The sequence below is a fragment of the Ancylobacter lacus genome, assembly GCF_018390635.1.
Taxonomy (GTDB): domain Bacteria; phylum Pseudomonadota; class Alphaproteobacteria; order Rhizobiales; family Xanthobacteraceae; genus Ancylobacter; species Ancylobacter lacus.
In genome coordinates, this window is the sequence record NZ_JAHBGE010000038.1 from 134,051 (window position 1) to 153,217 (window position 19,167).

Consider the following 19,167-nt stretch of genomic DNA (forward strand, 5'->3'; position numbering starts at 1 on the left):
GTGGCGACGGTGCCGGCCCGATCGGCTAAGGCTGGGGTTGCCGAATGCAGGGAAGGACCGTGGACAACACCGCCCATGTGCTGGTCGTCGACGACGACGGCGAAATCCGCAAGCTGCTCGCCCGCTACCTCCAGAGCCAGGGCTTCCGGGTCACCGTGGCGGAGAACGGCCGCGAGGCCGAGCGCCGCCTCGCCACCAGCCGGATCGACTTCGTCGTGCTCGACCTGATGCTGCCGGACGTCTCGGGCCTCGACCTGTGCCGGACGCTGCGGGCACGCTCGCGTGTTCCCATCATCCTCCTCACCGCACTCAAGGAAGACGTCGACCGCATCATCGGACTGGAGGTCGGAGCGGACGATTACATCGGAAAACCGTTCAATCCGCGCGAGCTGGTGGCCCGAATCCGCGCCGTTCTGCGCCGCACCGGCGAGGCGGCGAGCGCGCCCGCCGCCGCCCCGCCGCCCAGCTTCGCCTTCGCCGGCTTCCTCGCCGACCCCGCCACCCGCCAGGTCCTCGATGCCGCCGGCATCGACATCCAGCTCACCGGCGCCGAGTTCGACCTGCTCCTCGCCTTTCTGGAGCGGCCGGGCCGCATGCTGTCGCGCGACCAGCTGCTCGACATCACCCAGGGCCGTGAAGCCGGCGCCTTCGACCGCTCGATCGACGTGCTGGTGAGCCGGCTGCGGCGCAAGCTGGGCGACGCCGGCAGCTTCAACATACTGAAAACGCTGCGCAATGGCGGCTACCAGCTGGCCGTGCCGGTGGAGGTGCGCACGGACGGCCCGCCCGCGCGCACGCCCGCGGAGGGATCGTGGCCGTGACGACGCCACGGATGGCCGGCCGCGGCACCATGACCTCGCTGCGCGCCCGCCTCACCCTGCTGATGGTCGGCGCGGTCATGCTGGTGGTTGTGCTGGCTTCCGCCCTGTCCTTCCAGCTGCTGGCGCCGCCCCGTTTCGACAGGGCGGAGGAGGCCACCGCGGTGCAGCTCGCCCTGCTGGCCGACCTCGCGGGGCGACTGCCGGAGGGGCAGGCCCCCGCCGCCGTCGCCGGCTTCGGGCTGCGGTCGCAGCCGGCGGGTCAAAGCGACCGGCCCCCGCCTCCGCCCGGCTGGCCCGCCCTGCTGGACCGGCTGTGGGGTCCGCCCTCCCCGCCCGAGCCGCTCCCGCCACCGGGCGCGCTACAGGCGGACCATGCCCCGCCTGTCCCACCCGCCGAAAAGCCCCCGGGCGCTCCCGGCGAGAGCCCGCCGAGCCGCGGGATCAACGCCGCGCTGGAGCGGTTGGGGCGGCCGGAGCGTGTTATCGTCAGCGGGTTCGAGGCTCCCGGCGGACCGGTCATCTCGCTGAAGCTGGCGGAGGGGCGCTGGCTGGTGGTGCCGATGGCGACGCTGACGCCTTTTGAGGACCGCACCATCGCCTTCCTCGCCTGGATCGGCTTCATCACCCTCGGCGCCACGCTCATCGCGGTGATGATGGTGCGCCGCCTCGTCGCGCCGCTCGCGCTCATCGAGCGCTCGGTCGCGGCCGTGGGCCCGGATGGCGAGTTCGCCCCGCTGCCGGAAGACGGGCCGGCCGAGGTGCGTGCCGCCGCCAGCGCGGTCAACCGGCTCTCGGCACGGCTGCGCAGCGCGATGGAAAGCCGGATGCGCCTCGTCGCCGCCGCCGGCCACGACCTGCGCACCCCGATGACCCGGCTGCGGCTGCGCGCCGAATTTCTGGAGGGCGACGAGCGCGAGGGCTGGATCGCCGATCTCGACGAGCTCGACCGCATCGCCGACAGCGCCATCCGGCTGGTGCGCGAGGAGGTGGAGCATTCCGTGCGCAACGCGCTGGCGCTGGACGAACTCGTGCGCGAAGTGACCGACGATCTCGGCCGGCTCGGCCTGAACGCGCGGATGGCCGCCAGCGAGCCGGCGCAGGTGCTGGCGCGGCCGCTGGCGCTTCAGCGGGCCGTGCGCAACCTCGTCATCAACGCCGCCACCCATGGTCGCGGCGCCACCGTTCAGGTGAGATGCGAGGGCGAGCTGGCGGTGGTGTCCATCGAGGATCGCGGTCCCGGCATTCCCGAGGCCTTGATCGACCGCGCCTTCGAACCCTTCTTCCGCATCGATCCCGCCCGCGGCCAGGCCGTGCCCGGCGCCGGCCTCGGCCTTGCCATCGCCCGCGAGATCGTGACCGGCAATGGCGGCACGCTCTCGCTGCACAACCTGCCCGGCGGCGGGCTGCTGCAGCGCATGGCGTTTCCCCGCGTGCCGGCGGCAGCGGAAGCGGCGGGCTGACCCGCCACCGCCCGGGTCGAGCCGCCGGCTCAGCCGGCGGCCAGCTCCAGCCGCTTGTTCATCCGCAGCGCGAGCAGGGTGCAGACAGCGCCCGAGAGCAGGTAGGCGCCGGAGGCGATGATGCCGAAATGGCTGGAGAGCAGCAGAGCCGCCAGCGGAGCGAAGCCGGCACCGAACAGCCAGGCGAAGTCGTTGGTCAGCGCCGAGGCGGTGTAGCGGTAGCGGCGGCGGAAGTTCGAGGCCACGACACCGGAGGACTGGCCGAACGACAGGCCCAGCAGCACGAAGGCCAGCACCATGAACAGGCTTTCACCCACCACGCCGCCATTGAGGAGCTGCGGGGCGAAGCCGCTGAACACCGCGATGGCCGCGGCGGAACCGCCGAGCAGATTGCGCCGGCCCACCCGGTCGGCGACGAAGCCGGACGCCACGACCGCGGCGAGGCCAAAGAAGGCGGCAATCGCCTCGATCAGCAGGAAGCGGGTCGGCCCTTCCTGGGTGAACAGGAACACCCAGGACAGCGGAAACACCGTGACCATATGGAACAGGGCGAAAGTCGCCAGCGGCGCGAAGGCGCCGATCGCGATGCCGCGCCCCTCGTGCCGCACCGTCTCGATCACGCGGGCGGGCTCAAGGTCGCCGCGCTTGAACAGATCGGTGTATTCCGGGGTCACCGCCATGCGCAGCCGGGCGAACAGCGCCACGACGTTGATGGCGAAGGCGACGAAGAAGGGATAGCGCCAGCCCCAGGAGAAGAAGTCTTCCGCCGACAGGTTGCCGATAAAGAAGGCGAACAGCGCGCTGGCGATGATGAGGCCGATGGGGGCGCCGAGCTGGGGCAGCATGGCGTACCAGCCGCGGCGACCCTCCGGCGCGTTGAGCGCCAGCAGCGGGGCAAGGCCGTCCCAGGTGCCGCCCCAGGCAACGCCCTGACCGATGCGGAACGCGGCCAGCAGCCAGGCCGACCAGCCGCCGAGCTGGGCATGGCCGGGCAGGAAGGCGATCGCCACCGTCGAGGTGCCGAGCAGGAACAGCGCCGCCGTCAGCTTGGCGCCGCGGCCCGAGGTGCGGTCGATCGCCATGAGGAGCGCGGTGCCGAACGGCCGGGCGAGGAAGGCGAGCGCGAAAATGCCGAAGGAATAGAGCGTGCCGGTCAGCGGATCGACATAGGGGAAGATCAGCTTGGGAAACACCACCACCGAGGCGATGGCGTAGACGAAGAAGTCGAAGAACTCCGAGACCCGGCCGATGACCACGCCGACGGCGATCTCGCCGGGGTCGACCTTGCCGGGCGTGTGTCCGTCCGAGTGAAGCTGCCGGGCGTCGCGTTCAAGGGTGGAGACAGGCTGCGACATGGTGCTCGCTCACTGAAATCACGGAAATGTCTCGGGCGCCCGGGGCACGCCGAGCCGCCTTCTTGCCTTTCGTCGCGGCGGACAGGCATTGGACAAATTGTCCAATGGCCCTGTTGCTGCACCGCAATTACCCGTCGCCGCATGCGAACGAAAGTAGCAGGTTTTCCCGTGAGCCGCTTCCGCCCGATCGCCGTCCTGCCGCTCCTTCTGGCGCTCGGCGGCTGCAACTTCGTCGTCCTTGATCCCACGGGCGACATCGCCGCGCAGCAACGCGACCTCCTTGTGGTCTCCACCCTGCTGATGCTCCTCATCATTTTGCCGGTGATGGCGCTGACGGTGTTCTTCGCCTGGAAGTACCGCCAGTCGAACACCACCGCGCGCTACGAGCCGGACTGGCACCATTCGACCCAGCTCGAACTGGTGATCTGGGCGGCGCCGCTGCTCATCATCATCTGCCTCGGCGCGCTGACCTGGATGGGCACCCATCTGCTGGACCCCTATCGCCCGCTCGACCGCATCGCGGCCGACACGCCGGTGCCGGCGGACGTGAAGCCGCTGGAGATCCAGGTCGTCGCGCTCGACTGGAAATGGCTGTTCATCTACCCCGAACAGGGGGTTGCGACGGTCAACCAGCTCGCGGTGCCGGTGGACCGCCCGGTGAGCTTCCGCATCACCTCGTCCTCGGTGATGAACGCCTTCTACGTGCCGACTCTGGCGGGCATGATCTACGCCATGCCGGGCATGGAGACGAAGCTCCACGCCGTCGCCAACGCGCCCGGCGAATCCCGCGGCTTCTCCGCGAACTACAGCGGCGCCGGTTTCTCCGGCATGTTCTTCGGCTTCAAGGCGCTGCCGGCCGCCGAGTTCGACGCCTGGCTGGCGGAGAACCGGGCCAGCGCCGAGGGCCTGACCAAGGCGGCCTATCTGGAGCTGGAAAAGCCGAGCGAGAATGTGCCCGTCCGCCGCTTCGGCACGGTCGAGCCCGCGCTGTTTAACGCCGTGGTCAACATGTGCGTCGACACCGGCAAGATGTGCATGGCCGAAATGACGGCGATCGACGCCAGGGGTGGCCTCGGCCTCGCCGGCATCCACAACGTGCTGCCGCTGACCTACGACAAATACGCCCGCCGGGGCACCGTGCTCGGCGGCAAGGCCGGCTATGTCGTCGGGGTGTGCTCGCCGGAGGAGCTGGCGCAGCGCACCGTCTCCGCCGCCACCTCCCCGCGCAGCCTCGCTCCGGTGAAGGGCGCGGGGCTGGCGCTGCCCGGCTTCACCCCGATCAGCCTGCCGGCGGCACCCGCCGGCCCTCGCGCTCCTTCCAACATCTGACGCCAGGGACGCGCCAATGACCGAGTATCCCGTTCCCACCAGCCCGATCTTCGGGCGGCTGACCCTGGACGCCCTGCCCCTGCACGAGCCGATCGTGGTCGTCACCTTCCTCGTGGTGGCGATGGGCGGCATCGCCGTCTTAGGGGCCATCACCTATTTCCGGCTCTGGGGCTATCTCTGGAAGGAGTGGTTCACCAGCGTGGACCACAAGAAGATCGGCATCATGTACATGGTGCTCGGCATCATCATGCTGCTGCGCGGCTTTGCCGACGCCATCATGATGCGGGCCCAGCAGGCCATCGCCTTCAACGGCAGCGAGGGCTACCTGCCCGCGCACCATTACGACCAGATCTTCACCGCCCACGGCATGATCATGATCTTCTTCGTGGCCATGCCGCTGGTCACGGGGCTGATGAACTTCGTGGTGCCGCTGCAGATCGGCGCGCGCGACGTGTCGTTCCCCTTCCTCAACAATTTCAGCTTCTGGATGACCACCTGCGGCGCGGTGCTGGTGATGGCGTCGCTGTTCATCGGCGAGTTCGCCAAGACCGGCTGGCTGGCCTATCCCCCGCTCTCGGGCATCGGCTACAGCCCCGACCCCGGGGTGGACTACTACATCTGGGCACTGCAGATCGCCGGCGTGGGAACGCTGCTCTCCGGCGTCAATCTCATCTGCACCATCGTCAAGATGCGCGCGCCCGGCATGACCATGATGAAGATGCCGGTCTTCACCTGGACCGCGCTCTGCACCAACGTGCTGATCGTCGCCGCCTTCCCGGTGCTGACGGCGGTGCTGGTGCTGCTGTCGCTCGACCGCTATGTCGGCACCAACTTCTTCACGAACGACTTCGGCGGCAACCCGATGATGTACGTGAACCTGATCTGGATCTGGGGCCACCCGGAGGTCTACATCCTCATCCTCCCGGTGTTCGGCATCTTCTCGGAAGTGACCTCAACCTTCTCGGGCAAGAAGCTGTTTGGCTACACCTCCATGGTCTACGCCACGGTGGTCATCACCATCCTGTCCTACCTGGTGTGGCTGCATCACTTCTTCACCATGGGGTCGGGCGCGAGCGTCAACTCCTTCTTCGGCATCACCACCATGATCATCTCGATCCCCACGGGAGCGAAGATGTTCAACTGGCTGTTCACGATGTACCGGGGCCGCATCCGCTTCGAGCTGCCGATGATGTGGACCATCGCCTTCATGCTGACCTTCGTGATCGGCGGCATGACCGGCGTGCTGCTGGCGGTGCCGCCGGCCGACTTCGTGCTGCACAACAGCCTGTTCCTGGTGGCGCACTTCCACAACGTCATCATCGGCGGCGTGGTGTTCGGCCTGTTCGCGGGCATGGCCTACTGGTTCCCGAAGGCGTTCGGCTTCCGGCTGAACGAGTTCTGGGGCAAGTGCTCCTTCTGGTTCTGGGTCGTCGGCTTCTACTTCGCCTTCATGCCGCTCTACGTGCTGGGGCTGATGGGCGTGACCCGGCGCCTGCGCGTGTTCGACGACCCCTCGCTGCATATCTGGTTCATCCTGGCGGCGTTCGGCGCCTTCCTCATCGCGCTCGGCATCGCCTGCTTCCTGGTGCAGATCTTCGTCAGCATCCGCGACCGGGAAAAGCTGCGGGACGTGACCGGCGATCCCTGGAACGGCCGCACCCTGGAATGGGCGACCTCCTCGCCGCCGCCGGACTACAACTTCGCCTTCACCCCCGTCATCCATGACGGCGACGCCTGGGCGGACATGAAGAGCCGCGGCTATACCAGGCCGCTGGAGGGCTTCCGCCCGATCCACATGCCGAAGAACACCGGCGCGGGCATCATCCTCGCGGGCATCTGCCTCGTGCTGGGCTTCGCGCTGGTCTGGTACATCTGGTGGCTGGCCGCGCTGAGCTTCGTCGCCCTGCTGGTCGTCGCCATCGGCCATACCTTCGACTACAACCGCGACTTCTTCATTCCGGCCGACGAAGTGGCTCGCTGCGAAGCCGAGCGCACCCGTCTGCTGGCCGGGCAGGTGCAGGCATGAGCACGGCAACCACGACCGCCACCGAGCGTCCCGTCTTCTACGAAGTCGAGGAACACGCCCACCCCGAGGGCAGCAGCACCGCCCTCGGGTTCTGGATCTACCTGATGAGCGACTGCCTCATCTTTGCCTGCCTGTTCGCCGTCTACGGCGTGCTGGGCAGCAATTATGCGGCGGGACCGGGACCGAAGGACCTGTTCGAGCTGCCGCTGGTGGCGCTCAACACCACCATGCTGCTGCTCTCCTCCATCACCTATGGCTTTGCCATGCTGACGATGGAGAAGAACCGGGTGCGGCAGACCCAGATCTGGCTGGCGATCACCGGCCTGTTCGGCCTCGCCTTCCTCGGCATCGAGCTGCACGAGTTCCACACGCTGATCGAGATGGGGGCGACGCCGCAGCGCAGCGCCTTCCTCTCGGCCTTCTTCACGCTGGTCGGCACCCACGGCCTCCATGTCACCTTCGGCACGATCTGGCTGGTGACGCTGATGGTGCAGGTCGGCCGGCGCGGGCTGATCGCTTCAAACCGCCGCCGGCTGATGTGCCTGTCGATGTTCTGGCACTTCCTGGACGTGATCTGGATCGGCGTCTTCACCTTCGTCTATCTCATGGGGATGCTGCGATGAGCGCGAACACCCACGCCCACCACCACGGCGCGCAGGATCATGGCGCGCACGGGCACGGCCACGGCGAGGAAGCGCCCCACGGTTCGCTCGCCAGCTACCTCACCGGCTTCGTGCTGTCGGTCATCCTCACCGCCATCCCGTTCTGGCTGGTGATGAGCGACGTGATCGCCGACAAGACCGTGACGGCCCTGGTCATCATGGCCTTCGCCGTGGTGCAGATCGTGGTGCACATGATCTTCTTCCTGCACATGAACTTCCGTGCGGAAGGCGGCTGGAGCATGCTGGCGATGATCTTCACCATCATCGTCGTGGTCATCACCCTCACCGGTTCACTGTGGGTCATGTACCACCTCAACGCCAACATGATGCCGGGCCACTCCATGGAGCAGATGATCAAAGATGCCCCCTGACCACCGCATGGCGCGGTGAACATGCCCTCCGCCGGCGAAGCCGTGGCGTCCGGGACGCCACGGCGTTCACGTGTGTTCCGCCTTCTCCTCGGCAGCCTCGCGGCGCTCATGGTCGCGGTGCTGCTCGGGCTCGGTGTGTGGCAGATCGAGCGCCGGGCCTGGAAGCTCGACCTCATCGCCCGGGTCGAGGACCGCATCCATGCCGAGCCGGTCGCCGCGCCCGGACCTGAGGCGTGGGGTAGCGTCAACGGCGCGAACGACGAGTACCGCCATGTCCGGCTGCAGGGCCGTTTCCTCCCGGGGGAAACCTTCGTCCAGGCGGTGACGGACCTTGGTGGCGGCTTCTGGGTGCTGGCGCCGTTCCGCACCGAGACGGGTTTCGTGGTGCTGGTCAATCGCGGCTTTGTCCCGCCGGAGCGCCGCGACCCCACGAACCGGCCCGCCACACCGCCCGGCGGCGATCCCACCACCATCACCGGGCTGCTGCGCCTCAGCGAGCCCAAGGGCGGCTTCCTGCGCAGCAACGACCCCGCCGCGGGGCGCTGGTATTCCCGCGACGTGGCGGCCATCGCGCAAGCGCAGGGACTCGGCACGGTGGCGCCATACTTCGTGGATGCCGACGCCGGACCCACGGCCGGCGGCTGGCCGGTCGGCGGCCTCACCGTGGTCACTTTCCCCAACAACCATCTCGTCTATGCGCTGACCTGGTTCACCCTGGCAGTGATGGTCGCCACGGGTGCGCTGTATGCTCTCAAACGTCGGGACTGAGGTCCCTCGCCCGCCGTCGCCGCCCTCCAAGGCGCCGCCGCCCGACATCGCCAGCGACAAGAACCTGTCCCTGCTCGTCCAGCTCCGTTGGCTGGCGGTGCTGGGCCAGATCGTGACGATCCTGCTCGCCGACTACTGGCTCGACATCACCCTGCCGATCGCCGACATGGTCGGCGTCATCACGTTTCTGGTGGTGCTGAATCTCGCCAGCCTGCTGCGGCGCTATCGCCGGGTGCCGGTGACCAACACCGAGCTGTTTCTGGAACTGCTGCTCGACGTGACGGCGCTGACCATCCAGCTTTATCTCAGCGGCGGCGCCTCCAACCCCTTCATCTCGCTTTACCTGCTGCAGGTCAGCCTCGGCGCGGTGCTGCTGGAGGCGTGGACCGCGTGGGTGCTGGTCGGCATCGCGAGCGGCTGCTTCGTGCTGCTGACACGCGCCTTCCGTCCGCTGGAACTGCCGCCGCACCATCAGGCCTCGCTGTTCGACCTGCACATCACCGGCATGTTCGTGTGCTTTGTGCTGGCGGCGACGCTGCTGGTGCTGTTCATCCACCAGATCACCCGCAACCTGCGGGACCGCGACGCCCATCTGGCGGCGCTCCGGCAGAAGACCGCGGAGGAGGACCACATCGTGCGGCTGGGCCTTCTCGCGTCGGGCGCGGCGCATGAGCTGGGCACGCCGCTCGCGACCATCTCGGTCATCCTCAGCGACTGGAAGCGGCTGCGCCGCGTCAGCGCCGACCCCGAGATGGCGGACGACCTTGCCGAGATGCAGAATCAGGTCGGCCGCTGCAAGAAAATCCTCTCCGGCATCCTGCTCTCGTCCGGCGAGGCCCGCGGCGAGGGCACGCTGCGCACCACGGTCGGCAGCTTCTTCGAGCAACTGGTGGAGGAATGGCGCCTCAGCCGCTCGCCCGCGACGCTCGCCTTCGAGGCGCCGCAGTCGCTCGATGTCATCATCTCGGACACCGCGCTGAAGCAGGTGCTGTTCAACGTCTTCGACAATGCGCTGGAGGCCTCGCCCGACTGGGTGGGTATCGAGATCACCTGCCGGGACGGCCTCATCCGCGTCGAGGTGAGCGACCGCGGCCCCGGCTTCGCCGAGGCGATGCTGGCCGAGTTCGGGGCGCCCTACCGCTCGACCAAGAATCGCCCCGGCGGCGGGCTGGGGCTGTTCCTCGTGGTCAATGTGGTCCGCAAGCTGGGCGGCAGCGTAAGTGCGCACAACACCGCGGAAGGCGCGCGCGTGAGCCTGATCCTGCCGCTCAGCGCGCTGTCGCCGGAGGAGCGCCATGGCGTCTAATCTCCTGCTCATCGTCGAGGACGACGCCGCCTTCGCCAAGGCGCTGCGCCGCTCCTTCGAGCGCCGGGGCTACGAGGTGCGGGTCAGCGACGGGCTGTCCTCCGTACGGGCATTGCTGGAGGAGGTGCGGCCGGGCTTCGCGGTGGTCGACCTCAAGCTCGCCAGCGGCTCCGGCCTCGAATGCGTCAAGACCCTGCACGAGCACGACGCCTCGACCCGCATCGTGGTGCTGACCGGCTTTGCCAGCATCGCGACCGCGGTGGAGGCCATTAAGCTCGGCGCCCAGCACTATCTCGCCAAGCCCGCCAACACCGACGACATCGAGGCTGCCTTCGGCAAGGTCGCCGGCGATACCTCCATCGCGCCGGCGGCTCGCCCCACCTCGCTGAAGAACCTCGAATGGGAACGCATCCACGAGACCCTGGTGGAAACCGACTTCAACATTTCGGAGGCGGCCCGCCGGCTCGGCATGCACCGCCGCACGCTGGCCCGCAAGCTGGACAAGAAGCAGGTGCCGTGACCTTCGCGGCGACCGGCCGGGTTGTCGCCCCGCCTGCCGCCGCCCGCCGCCCCGCTTGGCCCGGCCCGGCCGCGCCTGCTAAGACGCCGGCATCGCCCCAGCGTGAAAGACCCCGACCGTGACGGACCGCGTCCTCCCATCCGCATCGCGTGCGCGCACCGGCGACGCCTGGCGCATCGGCGTGCTGTTCTCCCGCAAGGGGTACATGCAGGTGCCGGAAAGCGAGCATTTCCGCGGCACCGCCCTCGCCGTGGAGGAGATCAATCTCGCCGGCGGCGTGCTGGGGCAGCCGATCGAGCCGGTCTGCTACGACCCTGAGTCCAGCCCGGAGCTGTACCGCCGCTATGCCGAGCAATTGCTGACCGAGGACAATATCAGCACCATCTTCGGCTGCTGCACCTCTTCCTGCCGAAAGGCGATCCTCGCCACGGTCGAGCGCCGCAACGCGCTGCTGTGGTACTCGTCGCTCTATGAGGGCTTCGAATACTCACCCAACGTGATCTACACCGGCGCGGCGCCGAACCAGAACGGCATCCAGCTCGCCCGGCATCTCTTCACCACCTATGGCAAGAGCTTCTACCTCGTCGGCTCCGACTACATCTATCCCCGCGAGTCCAACCGCATCATGCGCGATGTCGTGGCCCGCGAGGGCGGCGAGGTCGTCGCCGAGACCTATGTCCCGGTGGTGCCCCACCCCGACCAGATCAACCGTGTGGTGGCCGATATCCGCCGCAAGGCGCCCGCCGTGGTGTTCTCCACCGTGGTCGGCCAGGGCGCGCAGCTTTTCTACCGGGCCTTCCGCGAGGCCGGCCTCGATCCCCGCACCATGCCCATCGCCAGCCTCACCATGGCGGAGGGCGAAATCCGCGCCATCGGGCCGGAGCTGTGCGTCGGCCACATCACCTCGGCGCCCTATTTCTCCACGGTGGACACACCGCAGAACCACCGTTTCGTGGCGGCCTACCGGGCGAGGTTCGGGCGGGATGCGCCAGTGACGATGTACGCCGAGGCGGCCTATTTCCAGATCCACCTCTTCGCCGACGCGCTGGCCCGCGCCGGCTCGCTCGACACCCAACGCCTCGTCGAGGCCGCGCTGGGCACGGAGTTCGACGCGCCGCAGGGCCGCATCCGCATCGACCCCGACAACAACCACACCTTCCTGCGCCCCCGGATCGGCATGGTGAACGAGCATGGTGACTTCGACATCGTGTGGGAGGCCCGGGCGCCGCTGAAGCCCGACCCCTATCTCGTCGACCATGTCTATGATCACGCCTGGTCGGATTGAGCCGCGATGAGCGCTGCCGCCCTCATCCAGAACCTGCGCAACACCCGGGTCGCCGTGGTCCATCCGCGCGACCAGGATGGCGAGGACCTGATGCGCCAGCTCCAGCGCATCGGCTGTCAGGTGCAGATGGTGTGGCCGCCGCCGCGCGAACTGCCCGCGCCGCTGGATGCCGTGTTCTTCCTGCTCGACGGCGACACCCGCACCGCGATGCCCTGGCGGGTGAGCGACGTGCAGGTCGCGCACATCGCCATCGTCGACTACGAGAACCCCACCGTGCTGCGCGCGCTGCTGGATTCGAACGCCCATGGCGTGCTGATCCGCCCCATCCGCGCCTCGGGCGTCCTCTCCAACCTCGTGCTGGCGCTGTCGATGCGCGGTTATGAGAGCCGGCTGCTGGCGAAGATCGCCAAGCTGGAGGACACACTGCGCACCCGCCGCGAGATCGAGAAGGCCACACGCCTGCTGATGGGACTACGCAATCTGTCGGAGGACGAGGCCTACCAGTTCATCCGTCGGCAGGCGACCGCCAAGCGGGTGGCGATGGCGGCGATCGCCACCTCCATCATCAATGCCCATGCCATGCTGGTGGACCTCGACCGAGACGGGCCCGGCGGGGGCGGAAGCTGAAGCCTTAATTTTGGGCAATTGCTCAAATGCCGTTTTCACCGGCATCGGCGCTTGACACCGCCGGGCTCCTGTCCTTCACTCACGGCCAGCGCTTCGTAGCGCCTGCGGCAGCGTTGCCGTGAAAAATCCAGGCTGTGCAGCCCTCGTCTGACGTCGAGAGACGTCGTCGGGGGCTTTTTGTTTTCACGCCGCGGCGCGCCGCGGCGATGGCAGAGGTGTGCCTTGATGACCAGCCCGACCCCCGGTTCGAGCCGCGTGCGCGTCGCCTGCATCCAGATGGAGCCGCGCTTCGGCGACACCGCGGCCAATGTCGCTCATTCGCTGGAGCTGATCGGCCGCGCCGCCGACGACGGCGCGAGCCTGATCGTGCTGCCCGAGCTCGCCAACACCGGCTACGTGTTCGAAACCCGTGCCGAGGCCTTCGCACTTGCCGAGACCATTCCCGACGGGCCCACCAGCCGGGCCTGGATGGACATCGCGGCGGCGCGCAACCTGCACATCGTCGCCGGCATCACCGAGCGGGAGGGTGACGCGCTGTTCAACAGCGCCGTGGTCATCGGCCCCCACGGCCATATCGGCACCTACCGCAAGACCCACCTGTGGGCGGCGGAAAACCTGTTCTTCGAGCCCGGCAACAACGGCTTCCCGGTGTTCCAGACCTCCATCGGACGGATCGGCGTCGCCATCTGCTACGACGGCTGGTTCCCCGAGGTATACCGGCTCCAGGCCCTGCAGGGCGCCGACATCGTCTGCGTGCCGACCAACTGGGTGCCGATACCCGGCCAGGCGGAAGGCCGCGAGGCGATGGCCAACATCCTCGCCATGGCCGCCGCCCATTCCAACTCGCTCTACATCGCCTGCGCCGACCGCATCGGCACCGAGCGGGGACAGCCCTTCGAAGGCCAGAGCGTCATCATCGGCTACACCGGCTGGCCGGTCGCCGGGCCCGCGAGCCGGGCGGGCGAAGAGATCGTCAGCGCCGAGGTCGATCTCGGCGCCGGCCGCCGCGCCCGCAACTGGAACGACTTCAACCAGGTGCTGCGCGACCGCCGCACCGACCTCTATGCCGAGATGCTCGGCTCCGAGATTCCACGCGGCTGGTACTGACCGCCCCTTCCCCTCCCAGAATACGACAGCTTCCCCAGAGGAGTACCCCATGCCCCGCATCGCGCCGTTCCGCCGACCGCTTTCCCGCCGCGGCCTCCTCGCCGCCGGCGCCCTTACCGCCGGTCTCGCCGTGCTCGGCCTGCCGGCTCTGGCCGCCGACGCCATCACCATCGGCATCCCGGTCGGCCTGTCCGGCGCCAACAGCGTCGTCGCCCCCTCCGTGGTGCAGGCCGCCGAACTGGCGGTCGAGGAGATCAACGCCAAGGGCGGCATCCTCGGCCGGCCGGTTAAGCTGGAAGTGGCGGACGACGCCTCCGGCGCGGCCGGCGCCCAGAAGGCGTTCGACTCCCTCATCTTCCAGAAGAAGGTCGACGTGCTGATCTCGATGGAAACCTCCGCGGCGCGCAATGCGGGCCTGCCGATCGTCAACCGCGGCAAGGTGCCTTACATCTACACCTCCTTCTACGAAGGCCGCTCCTGCAGCCCCTATATGTATGTCAACGCCTGGGTGCCGGACCAGCAGGTCGCCCCCATCGTCGACTTCTTCAACGGCAAGGGCGCCAAGACCTATTTCCTGATCGGCTCGGACTACGCCTTCGGCCGCGGCATGCTGTCCTTCACCAAGAGCTACATCGAGAAGACCGGCGGCAAGGTGGTCGGCGACGAATACGCACCGATGGACGCCACGGACTGGACCGCCATTCTCTCCAAGGTGAAGGCGGCCAATCCTGACGCGATCATCACCTCCACCGCCGGCGGCGCGCCGAACGTGACCCTGACCAAGCAGCTGCGCGCGGCCGGCATCAAGGCGCTCTACGGCAACCTTGCCGTCGACGAGGGCACCGCCAAGAGCATGGGCGGCGACGCCGAGGGCATCTACATCGCCGGCTCCTACTTCACCAACATCGACAGCCCCGCCAACAAGGCTTTCCTTGCGGCGATGGAGAAGAAGTTCGGTGCCGACCTGAAGACCCCCAACGACCTCTCCGTGCCCGAATACGAAGCGGTCTATGCCTACAAGGCGGCCGTCGAGAAGGCCGGCACAACCGCCGCCGACAAGGTCATTCCCGCCCTTGCCGAGGTGAGCGTGGAAGGCCCGCGCGGCACCATCATCATGAACAAGCAGCGCCACGCTCCGCTCACCATGTATCTCGGCCAGGTTCAGGCCGATGGCAGCGTGAAGACCATCTCGTCCTTCAAGAACGTCGATCCCGGCGAGCAGTGCCCGAAGCTGAAGTGAGCCGGTAAGGCCGACGGTCGGCGGCGTCACGCTGCCGGCCCGACCACCCGCTGACGAAAACGGGCGTCGCCGGGCGCCCGCCTCCCCTTCCGGACGGCCCGGCGCCCGCGCGCCGCGCCTCGAAAAAGGACGGCCGATGATCGCCCAAGGGCTCGACATCGTCACCACCGCCGCGATCCTCTACGCGGTCGCGACCGGGCTTCTGCTCGTGTTCGGAGTGATGAAGATCATCAACTTCGCCCATGGCGGGCTGATGACGCTGGGCGGCTACGCCGCGCTGGTCACCACCCAGATGGGCCTCAATCCCTGGCTCGCCATTCCCGCCGCGGCGCTGTTCGGCGGCGTTGCGGGCATGGCGATCGAGCGATTCGCGGTGCGGCCGCTCTATGGCCGCCCGCTCGATGCCATTCTCGCCACCTGGGGTTTGAGCATCATTCTCGGCCAGCTCATCACCATCGGCTTCGGCCGCGGCGTGCAGTTCACCCGTTCCCCGCTTGAAGGCACGCTGGACCTCTTGGGCGAGAGCTATTCCGCCTGGCGGCTCGCTCTGGTGCCGATCGCCGTGGTGCTCGGGCTGGGGCTCACGGCGCTGCTGCAGGGCACCCGGCTCGGCCTCGAAACCCGCGCGGTCATCATGAACGAGGACCTCGCCCGCGGCCTGGGGATCAATTCGGGCCTGGTGCGCTTCCTCACCTTCACGCTCGGCTCCGCGCTCGCCGCGGTGGCCGGCGCTCTCATCACCCCGCTCTCCAGCGTCGATCCCAATATGGGGGTGCCGTGGCTGGTGAACGCCTTCATGCTGGTGCTGGTGTCCGGCGCCTCGCTGTTCAGCCTCGCGCTGTCCTGCCTGGTGCTCGGCGGCGCCCAGGTGCTGGTGAGCACCTATCTCAGCCCGGTTCTCGGCGGGCTGACCATCGCCGTGCTGGCGGCGGTTCTCCTCCGCATCCGGCCGCAGGGGTTTGCCCGTGACTGAATCCCGCCGCCTCTCCATGCTTTTCATCGGCTTCCTGCTCGCCGCCGCCGTCATTGGCGCGGGCCCCTATCTGCTCGACACCTATTCGGTGAACGTGCTGACGCGCTCGCTGCTCTATGCGGCGGTCGCACTGACCGTCGACCTGCTGTGGGGTTATCTCGGCATCCTCACCTTCGGCCAGTCGGTGTTCTTCGCCGCCGGCGCCTATGCCGCCGGCCTCGTCTTCACCCATATGGACTTCACCCCCGGCAATGCCGCGCTGGCGCTGGGGCTTGGGGTGGGAGGGGCGCTGCTGACGGCGGCCATCGTGGGCTGGCTCGCCTTCTGGCATGGCGCCTCGGCGCTCTATGCCTCGGTGATCACGCTGGTGCTGCCGATCGTCGCGACGCAGCTGCTCTACACCGGCGGCGAATTCACCGGCTCCTCCAGCGGCCTGTCCGGCTTCACCTCCTTCGACATCTCGATGGAGGGCTGGTTCTGGCTGGCCGGCGGCTTCCTGGTGTGCGTCACGACGCTGGCCGTGCTGTTCGTGCAGAGCGACGCCGGCCGGCTGCTGGTGGCGGTGCGGGAGAACGAGCAGCGCTGCAAATATCTCGGCCTCGACACCTCGCGGCTGAAGATCACGGTCTATCTCGCCTGCGCCGTCATCGGCGCGGTGGCGGGCTATCTCTATGCCGGCTATGCGATGGTGGTGGCGCCGGAACTGGCCGGCTTCGTGTTCGGCACCGAGCTGGTGATCTGGACCGCGCTCGGCGGCCGCGGCACGCTGCTGGGGCCGGTGATCGGCACGCTGATCGTCGACTATGAAAGCGCCCAGCTCTCCGGCGATTATCCCTTCGTCTGGCAGCTCATCATCGGCGTGGTGTTCGTTCTGGTCATCGTCGCCTTCCCGCGCGGCCTTCTGCCCGTGGTGGCCGACGTGCCGCGCCGGCTGTTCCGCTCATTCCTGAAGCGGCCGGCCCGGCCCGTGGCCAGCGTCCGCCTTTCGACGCTCGACCCCGCCCTCACCCAGGGCGAGGCGCCCGGCGACGGACCGGCGCTTGCGGTGGAGGGCGTGGCGCGGCGTTTCGGCAGCCTCACCGTGCTGGATGGCATCGACTTCGCCGCCCGGGCCGGCGAGCTCGTCAGCCTGGTCGGCCCCAACGGCGCCGGCAAGACCACGCTGATGCGCTGCATCGCCGACGGTGCCGAACGCTCGTCCGGCCGCATCGTCGTCAATGGCCACGACATCGGCCGGCGCCCGCCGGAGGCCTGCGTCGCGCTCGGTGTCGGCCGCAAGTTCCAGATGGCGAACGTGTTCGAGACGCTCACCGTCGCCCAGTGCCTGCAGATCGCGCGGGTCCGCCATGCGCGACCCTCGCTGTGGCGAAGGGCGGGCGAGCTGCACCTTCCGGAATCGGCGATGCACGTCATCGCCACCACCGGCCTCGACCGTCAGCTCGGCACCCCCGCTCATCTGCTGTCGCACGGCATGAAGCAGGCACTGGAACTCGCCATGGTGCTGGCGCTGGAGCCGCGCGTGCTGCTGCTCGACGAGCCCACCGCCGGCCTTACCAAGACCGAGCGGATGCAGATCGGCGCCATCCTCATCGACCTTGCCCGCCGGCAGGGCCTGTGCGTGCTGCTGGTGGAGCATGATCTCGACTTCGTGCGCGAGATTTCCTCGCGCGTCATCGTCCTGCACCAGGGCCGCATCGTGCTCGACGGCTCGGTGGAGGAGGTGGTGAATTCGGAACTGGTGAAGCAGGTCTATGCCGGCTCGGGCCATGCGGGCATCCAGCACCAGGCCGCCGGCCGCGAGGAGGTGACGCCATGACCGCGCCCGCGACAAACCCGCCTGCCAGCGCCAACGATACGCCCGCCCTGGCGGTCGAGAATCTCTCCAGCGGCTACGCTGGCGCCGTCGTGGTGCGCGAGGTCAGCCTCGCCCTCCAGCCCGGCGAGATTCGTGCCGTGCTCGGCAAGAACGGCATGGGCAAGAGCACGCTGCTGAAGGCGGTGATGGGTTTCCTGCCGAAGATGGGCGGTGTCGTCCGGTTCGAGGGTACGGACGCCACCCGCCTGCCGCCGCACCGCATCGCCCGGCTCGGCATAGGCTATGTCGCGCAGGAGAAGGCGCTGTTCCAGGACCTCACGGTGGAGGAAAACCTCCGGCTGGCGGTGCGCGCGCCCGACTTCGCCGCCGCTCTGGCTGAGGTCGAGACCGCCTTTCCCTTTCTGCTGAAGCGCCTGCGGCAGCGGGCCGGCACCCTCTCCGGCGGTGAGCAGAAGATGCTGCTGATGGCCCGTGCGCTGGCCACCGGCGCGCGGCTGCTGCTGGTCGACGAGATCACCGAGGGGCTTCAGCCCTCGGTGATCGACCGGCTGGCCGGCGTCATTCGTGACGCCCGCGCCCGCCACGGCACGACGATGCTGCTGGTGGAACAGCACCTGCCCTTCGCACTGGCGGTCGCGGACCGCTGGGCGGTGCTGGACCGCGGCGAGTTCGCCGATGCCGGGGCGACCACGGAGCCGGACGCACACGCCCGCATCCTCCGACATCTCAGCGTGTGAGGTCCGCATGCACAAGTCTCTGGAACTCAACACCTTCTCCATCGTCGCCCGCTGCCCGGAGACCGGGCGGGTCGGCGTGGCGGTCGCGACCGCGGTGCCGGCGGTCGGCTCGATCTGCCCGGCGACGCGGCCGGGCGCCGGCGCGGTGTCCACCCAGTCCTGGGTCAATCCCTACCTCGCCATTGCCGTGCTGGAGGCGATCGCCGCCGGCGCGCCGGCACCCGAGGCGCTGGCGGCGGCGCTGGGGGACGACCCGGCACGCGAGCTGCGCCAGATCGGCGTCGTCGACATCGAGGGCCGCGCCGCCGCCTGGACCGGCGCGGACTGCACGCCCTGGTGCGGCCAGGAGATCGGCGACGGTTTCGCCGCACAGGGCAACATGCTCACCGGGCCGGAGACGATCGACGCGATGGCCGCAACCTTCCGCGCCGGCGCCGGGGAGCCGCTGGAGGAAAGGCTGATGCGGGCGCTGGAGGCCGGCGACGAGGCCGGCGGCGACAGGCGCGGCAAGCAATCCGCCGCGCTGCGCGTGCAGGGGGAGGAGGACTACGCCTATCTCGACCTGCGCGTCGACGAACATGCCGAGCCGGTCCGCGAGCTGCGTCGTGTGCTCGCCATCGCCCGCCACCAGCTCCTGCCCTTCATCGACGGCATGCCGAAGCGGGGCATGCCGGCCGGGCCGGCGCCTGAGACGGTCACCTCAATGCTGCTGAAATCCCCGCCGGACCGTCCCGGCGGCGGCGGCTCCGGCCGCGCCTGAGCCG

At 68.6% G+C, this 19,167-nt stretch carries 18 protein-coding genes; 17 read left to right on the forward strand and 1 reads right to left on the reverse strand.

Translation table 11 applies throughout. The features are described from left to right. The first annotated feature begins 59 nt into the window (after positions 1–59). Both KHC27_RS07730 and KHC27_RS21860 read left to right on the forward strand, forming a co-directional pair. Positions 60–821, forward strand: a complete 762-nt coding sequence (locus KHC27_RS07730) for a response regulator (RefSeq protein ID WP_213337134.1) — start codon at positions 60–62, stop codon at positions 819–821. Continuing rightward, a complete protein-coding gene (locus KHC27_RS21860) occupies positions 818–2,281 on the forward strand; it encodes an ATP-binding protein (protein WP_343210860.1) in 1,464 nt (487 codons plus the stop codon). Before KHC27_RS07730 ends, KHC27_RS21860 begins: the two co-directional genes overlap by 4 nt. Before the next feature lie 29 nt (positions 2,282–2,310). Here KHC27_RS21860 and KHC27_RS07740 read toward each other — a convergent pair whose 3' ends face one another. Beyond that, positions 2,311–3,636, reverse strand: a complete 1,326-nt coding sequence (locus KHC27_RS07740; RefSeq protein ID WP_213337136.1) for an MFS transporter — start codon at positions 3,634–3,636, stop codon at positions 2,311–2,313. Positions 3,637–3,804: 168 nt separating this feature from the next. On the opposite strand from KHC27_RS07740, the gene cyoA reads away from it, so the two are divergent. From cyoA to KHC27_RS07815, 15 genes are all read left to right on the forward strand, one after another. Continuing rightward, positions 3,805–4,965: a ubiquinol oxidase subunit II gene (gene cyoA, locus KHC27_RS07745; protein ID WP_213337139.1), complete on the forward strand. Its 1,161-nt coding sequence runs from the start codon at positions 3,805–3,807 to the stop codon at positions 4,963–4,965. A 16-nt stretch (positions 4,966–4,981) separates the two neighbouring features. After that, on the forward strand, positions 4,982–6,991 hold the full coding sequence (gene cyoB, locus KHC27_RS07750; protein WP_213337142.1) for a cytochrome o ubiquinol oxidase subunit I: 2,010 nt from the start codon (positions 4,982–4,984) through the stop codon (positions 6,989–6,991). Continuing rightward, complete coding sequence (cyoC, locus tag KHC27_RS07755) at positions 6,988–7,614, forward strand: cytochrome o ubiquinol oxidase subunit III (RefSeq protein WP_213337145.1); 627 nt, start codon at positions 6,988–6,990, stop codon at positions 7,612–7,614. Before cyoB ends, cyoC begins: the two co-directional genes overlap by 4 nt. After that, on the forward strand, positions 7,611–8,024 hold the full coding sequence (cyoD, locus tag KHC27_RS07760) for a cytochrome o ubiquinol oxidase subunit IV (RefSeq protein ID WP_213337149.1): 414 nt from the start codon (positions 7,611–7,613) through the stop codon (positions 8,022–8,024). The genes cyoC and cyoD overlap by 4 nt, the downstream gene beginning before the upstream one ends. 21 nt (positions 8,025–8,045) lie before the next feature. Then, complete coding sequence (locus KHC27_RS07765; protein ID WP_213337353.1) at positions 8,046–8,792, forward strand: SURF1 family protein; 747 nt, start codon at positions 8,046–8,048, stop codon at positions 8,790–8,792. After that, a complete protein-coding gene (locus KHC27_RS07770) occupies positions 8,770–10,098 on the forward strand; it encodes an ATP-binding protein (protein WP_213337152.1) in 1,329 nt (442 codons plus the stop codon). The genes KHC27_RS07765 and KHC27_RS07770 overlap by 23 nt, the downstream gene beginning before the upstream one ends. Beyond that, on the forward strand, positions 10,088–10,618 hold the full coding sequence (locus KHC27_RS07775) for a response regulator transcription factor (RefSeq protein ID WP_213337155.1): 531 nt from the start codon (positions 10,088–10,090) through the stop codon (positions 10,616–10,618). Before KHC27_RS07770 ends, KHC27_RS07775 begins: the two co-directional genes overlap by 11 nt. A gap of 118 nt (positions 10,619–10,736) precedes the next feature. Continuing rightward, positions 10,737–11,903 carry a transporter substrate-binding domain-containing protein gene (locus KHC27_RS07780; protein WP_213337158.1) on the forward strand — a complete coding sequence of 389 codons (1,167 nt, stop codon included), beginning with the start codon at positions 10,737–10,739 and terminating at the stop codon, positions 11,901–11,903. Between the two features lie 6 nt (positions 11,904–11,909). After that, a complete protein-coding gene (locus KHC27_RS07785) occupies positions 11,910–12,530 on the forward strand; it encodes an ANTAR domain-containing response regulator (protein WP_213337161.1) in 621 nt (206 codons plus the stop codon). A 276-nt stretch (positions 12,531–12,806) separates the two neighbouring features. Continuing rightward, positions 12,807–13,637 carry a nitrilase family protein gene (locus KHC27_RS07790; RefSeq protein WP_246519752.1) on the forward strand — a complete coding sequence of 277 codons (831 nt, stop codon included), beginning with the start codon at positions 12,807–12,809 and terminating at the stop codon, positions 13,635–13,637. A 49-nt stretch (positions 13,638–13,686) separates the two neighbouring features. Beyond that, the gene (locus tag KHC27_RS07795) at positions 13,687–14,877 is read left to right on the forward strand and encodes a substrate-binding protein (RefSeq protein ID WP_246519733.1); all 1,191 of its coding nucleotides are present in this window, start codon (positions 13,687–13,689) and stop codon (positions 14,875–14,877) included. Between the two features lie 136 nt (positions 14,878–15,013). After that, on the forward strand, positions 15,014–15,850 hold the full coding sequence (locus KHC27_RS07800; RefSeq protein WP_213337167.1) for a branched-chain amino acid ABC transporter permease: 837 nt from the start codon (positions 15,014–15,016) through the stop codon (positions 15,848–15,850). Continuing rightward, entirely contained in the window at positions 15,843–17,666 is a 1,824-nt protein-coding gene (locus tag KHC27_RS07805; protein WP_213337170.1) for a branched-chain amino acid ABC transporter ATP-binding protein/permease, read from the forward strand. The genes KHC27_RS07800 and KHC27_RS07805 overlap by 8 nt, the downstream gene beginning before the upstream one ends. After that, positions 17,663–18,403: an ABC transporter ATP-binding protein gene (locus KHC27_RS07810; protein WP_213337172.1), complete on the forward strand. Its 741-nt coding sequence runs from the start codon at positions 17,663–17,665 to the stop codon at positions 18,401–18,403. The genes KHC27_RS07805 and KHC27_RS07810 overlap by 4 nt, the downstream gene beginning before the upstream one ends. A 7-nt stretch (positions 18,404–18,410) precedes the next feature. After that, positions 18,411–19,163, forward strand: coding sequence for a DUF1028 domain-containing protein (locus KHC27_RS07815; RefSeq protein WP_213337175.1), 753 nt, complete (start codon positions 18,411–18,413; stop codon positions 19,161–19,163). Positions 19,164–19,167: the final 4 nt, after the last annotated feature.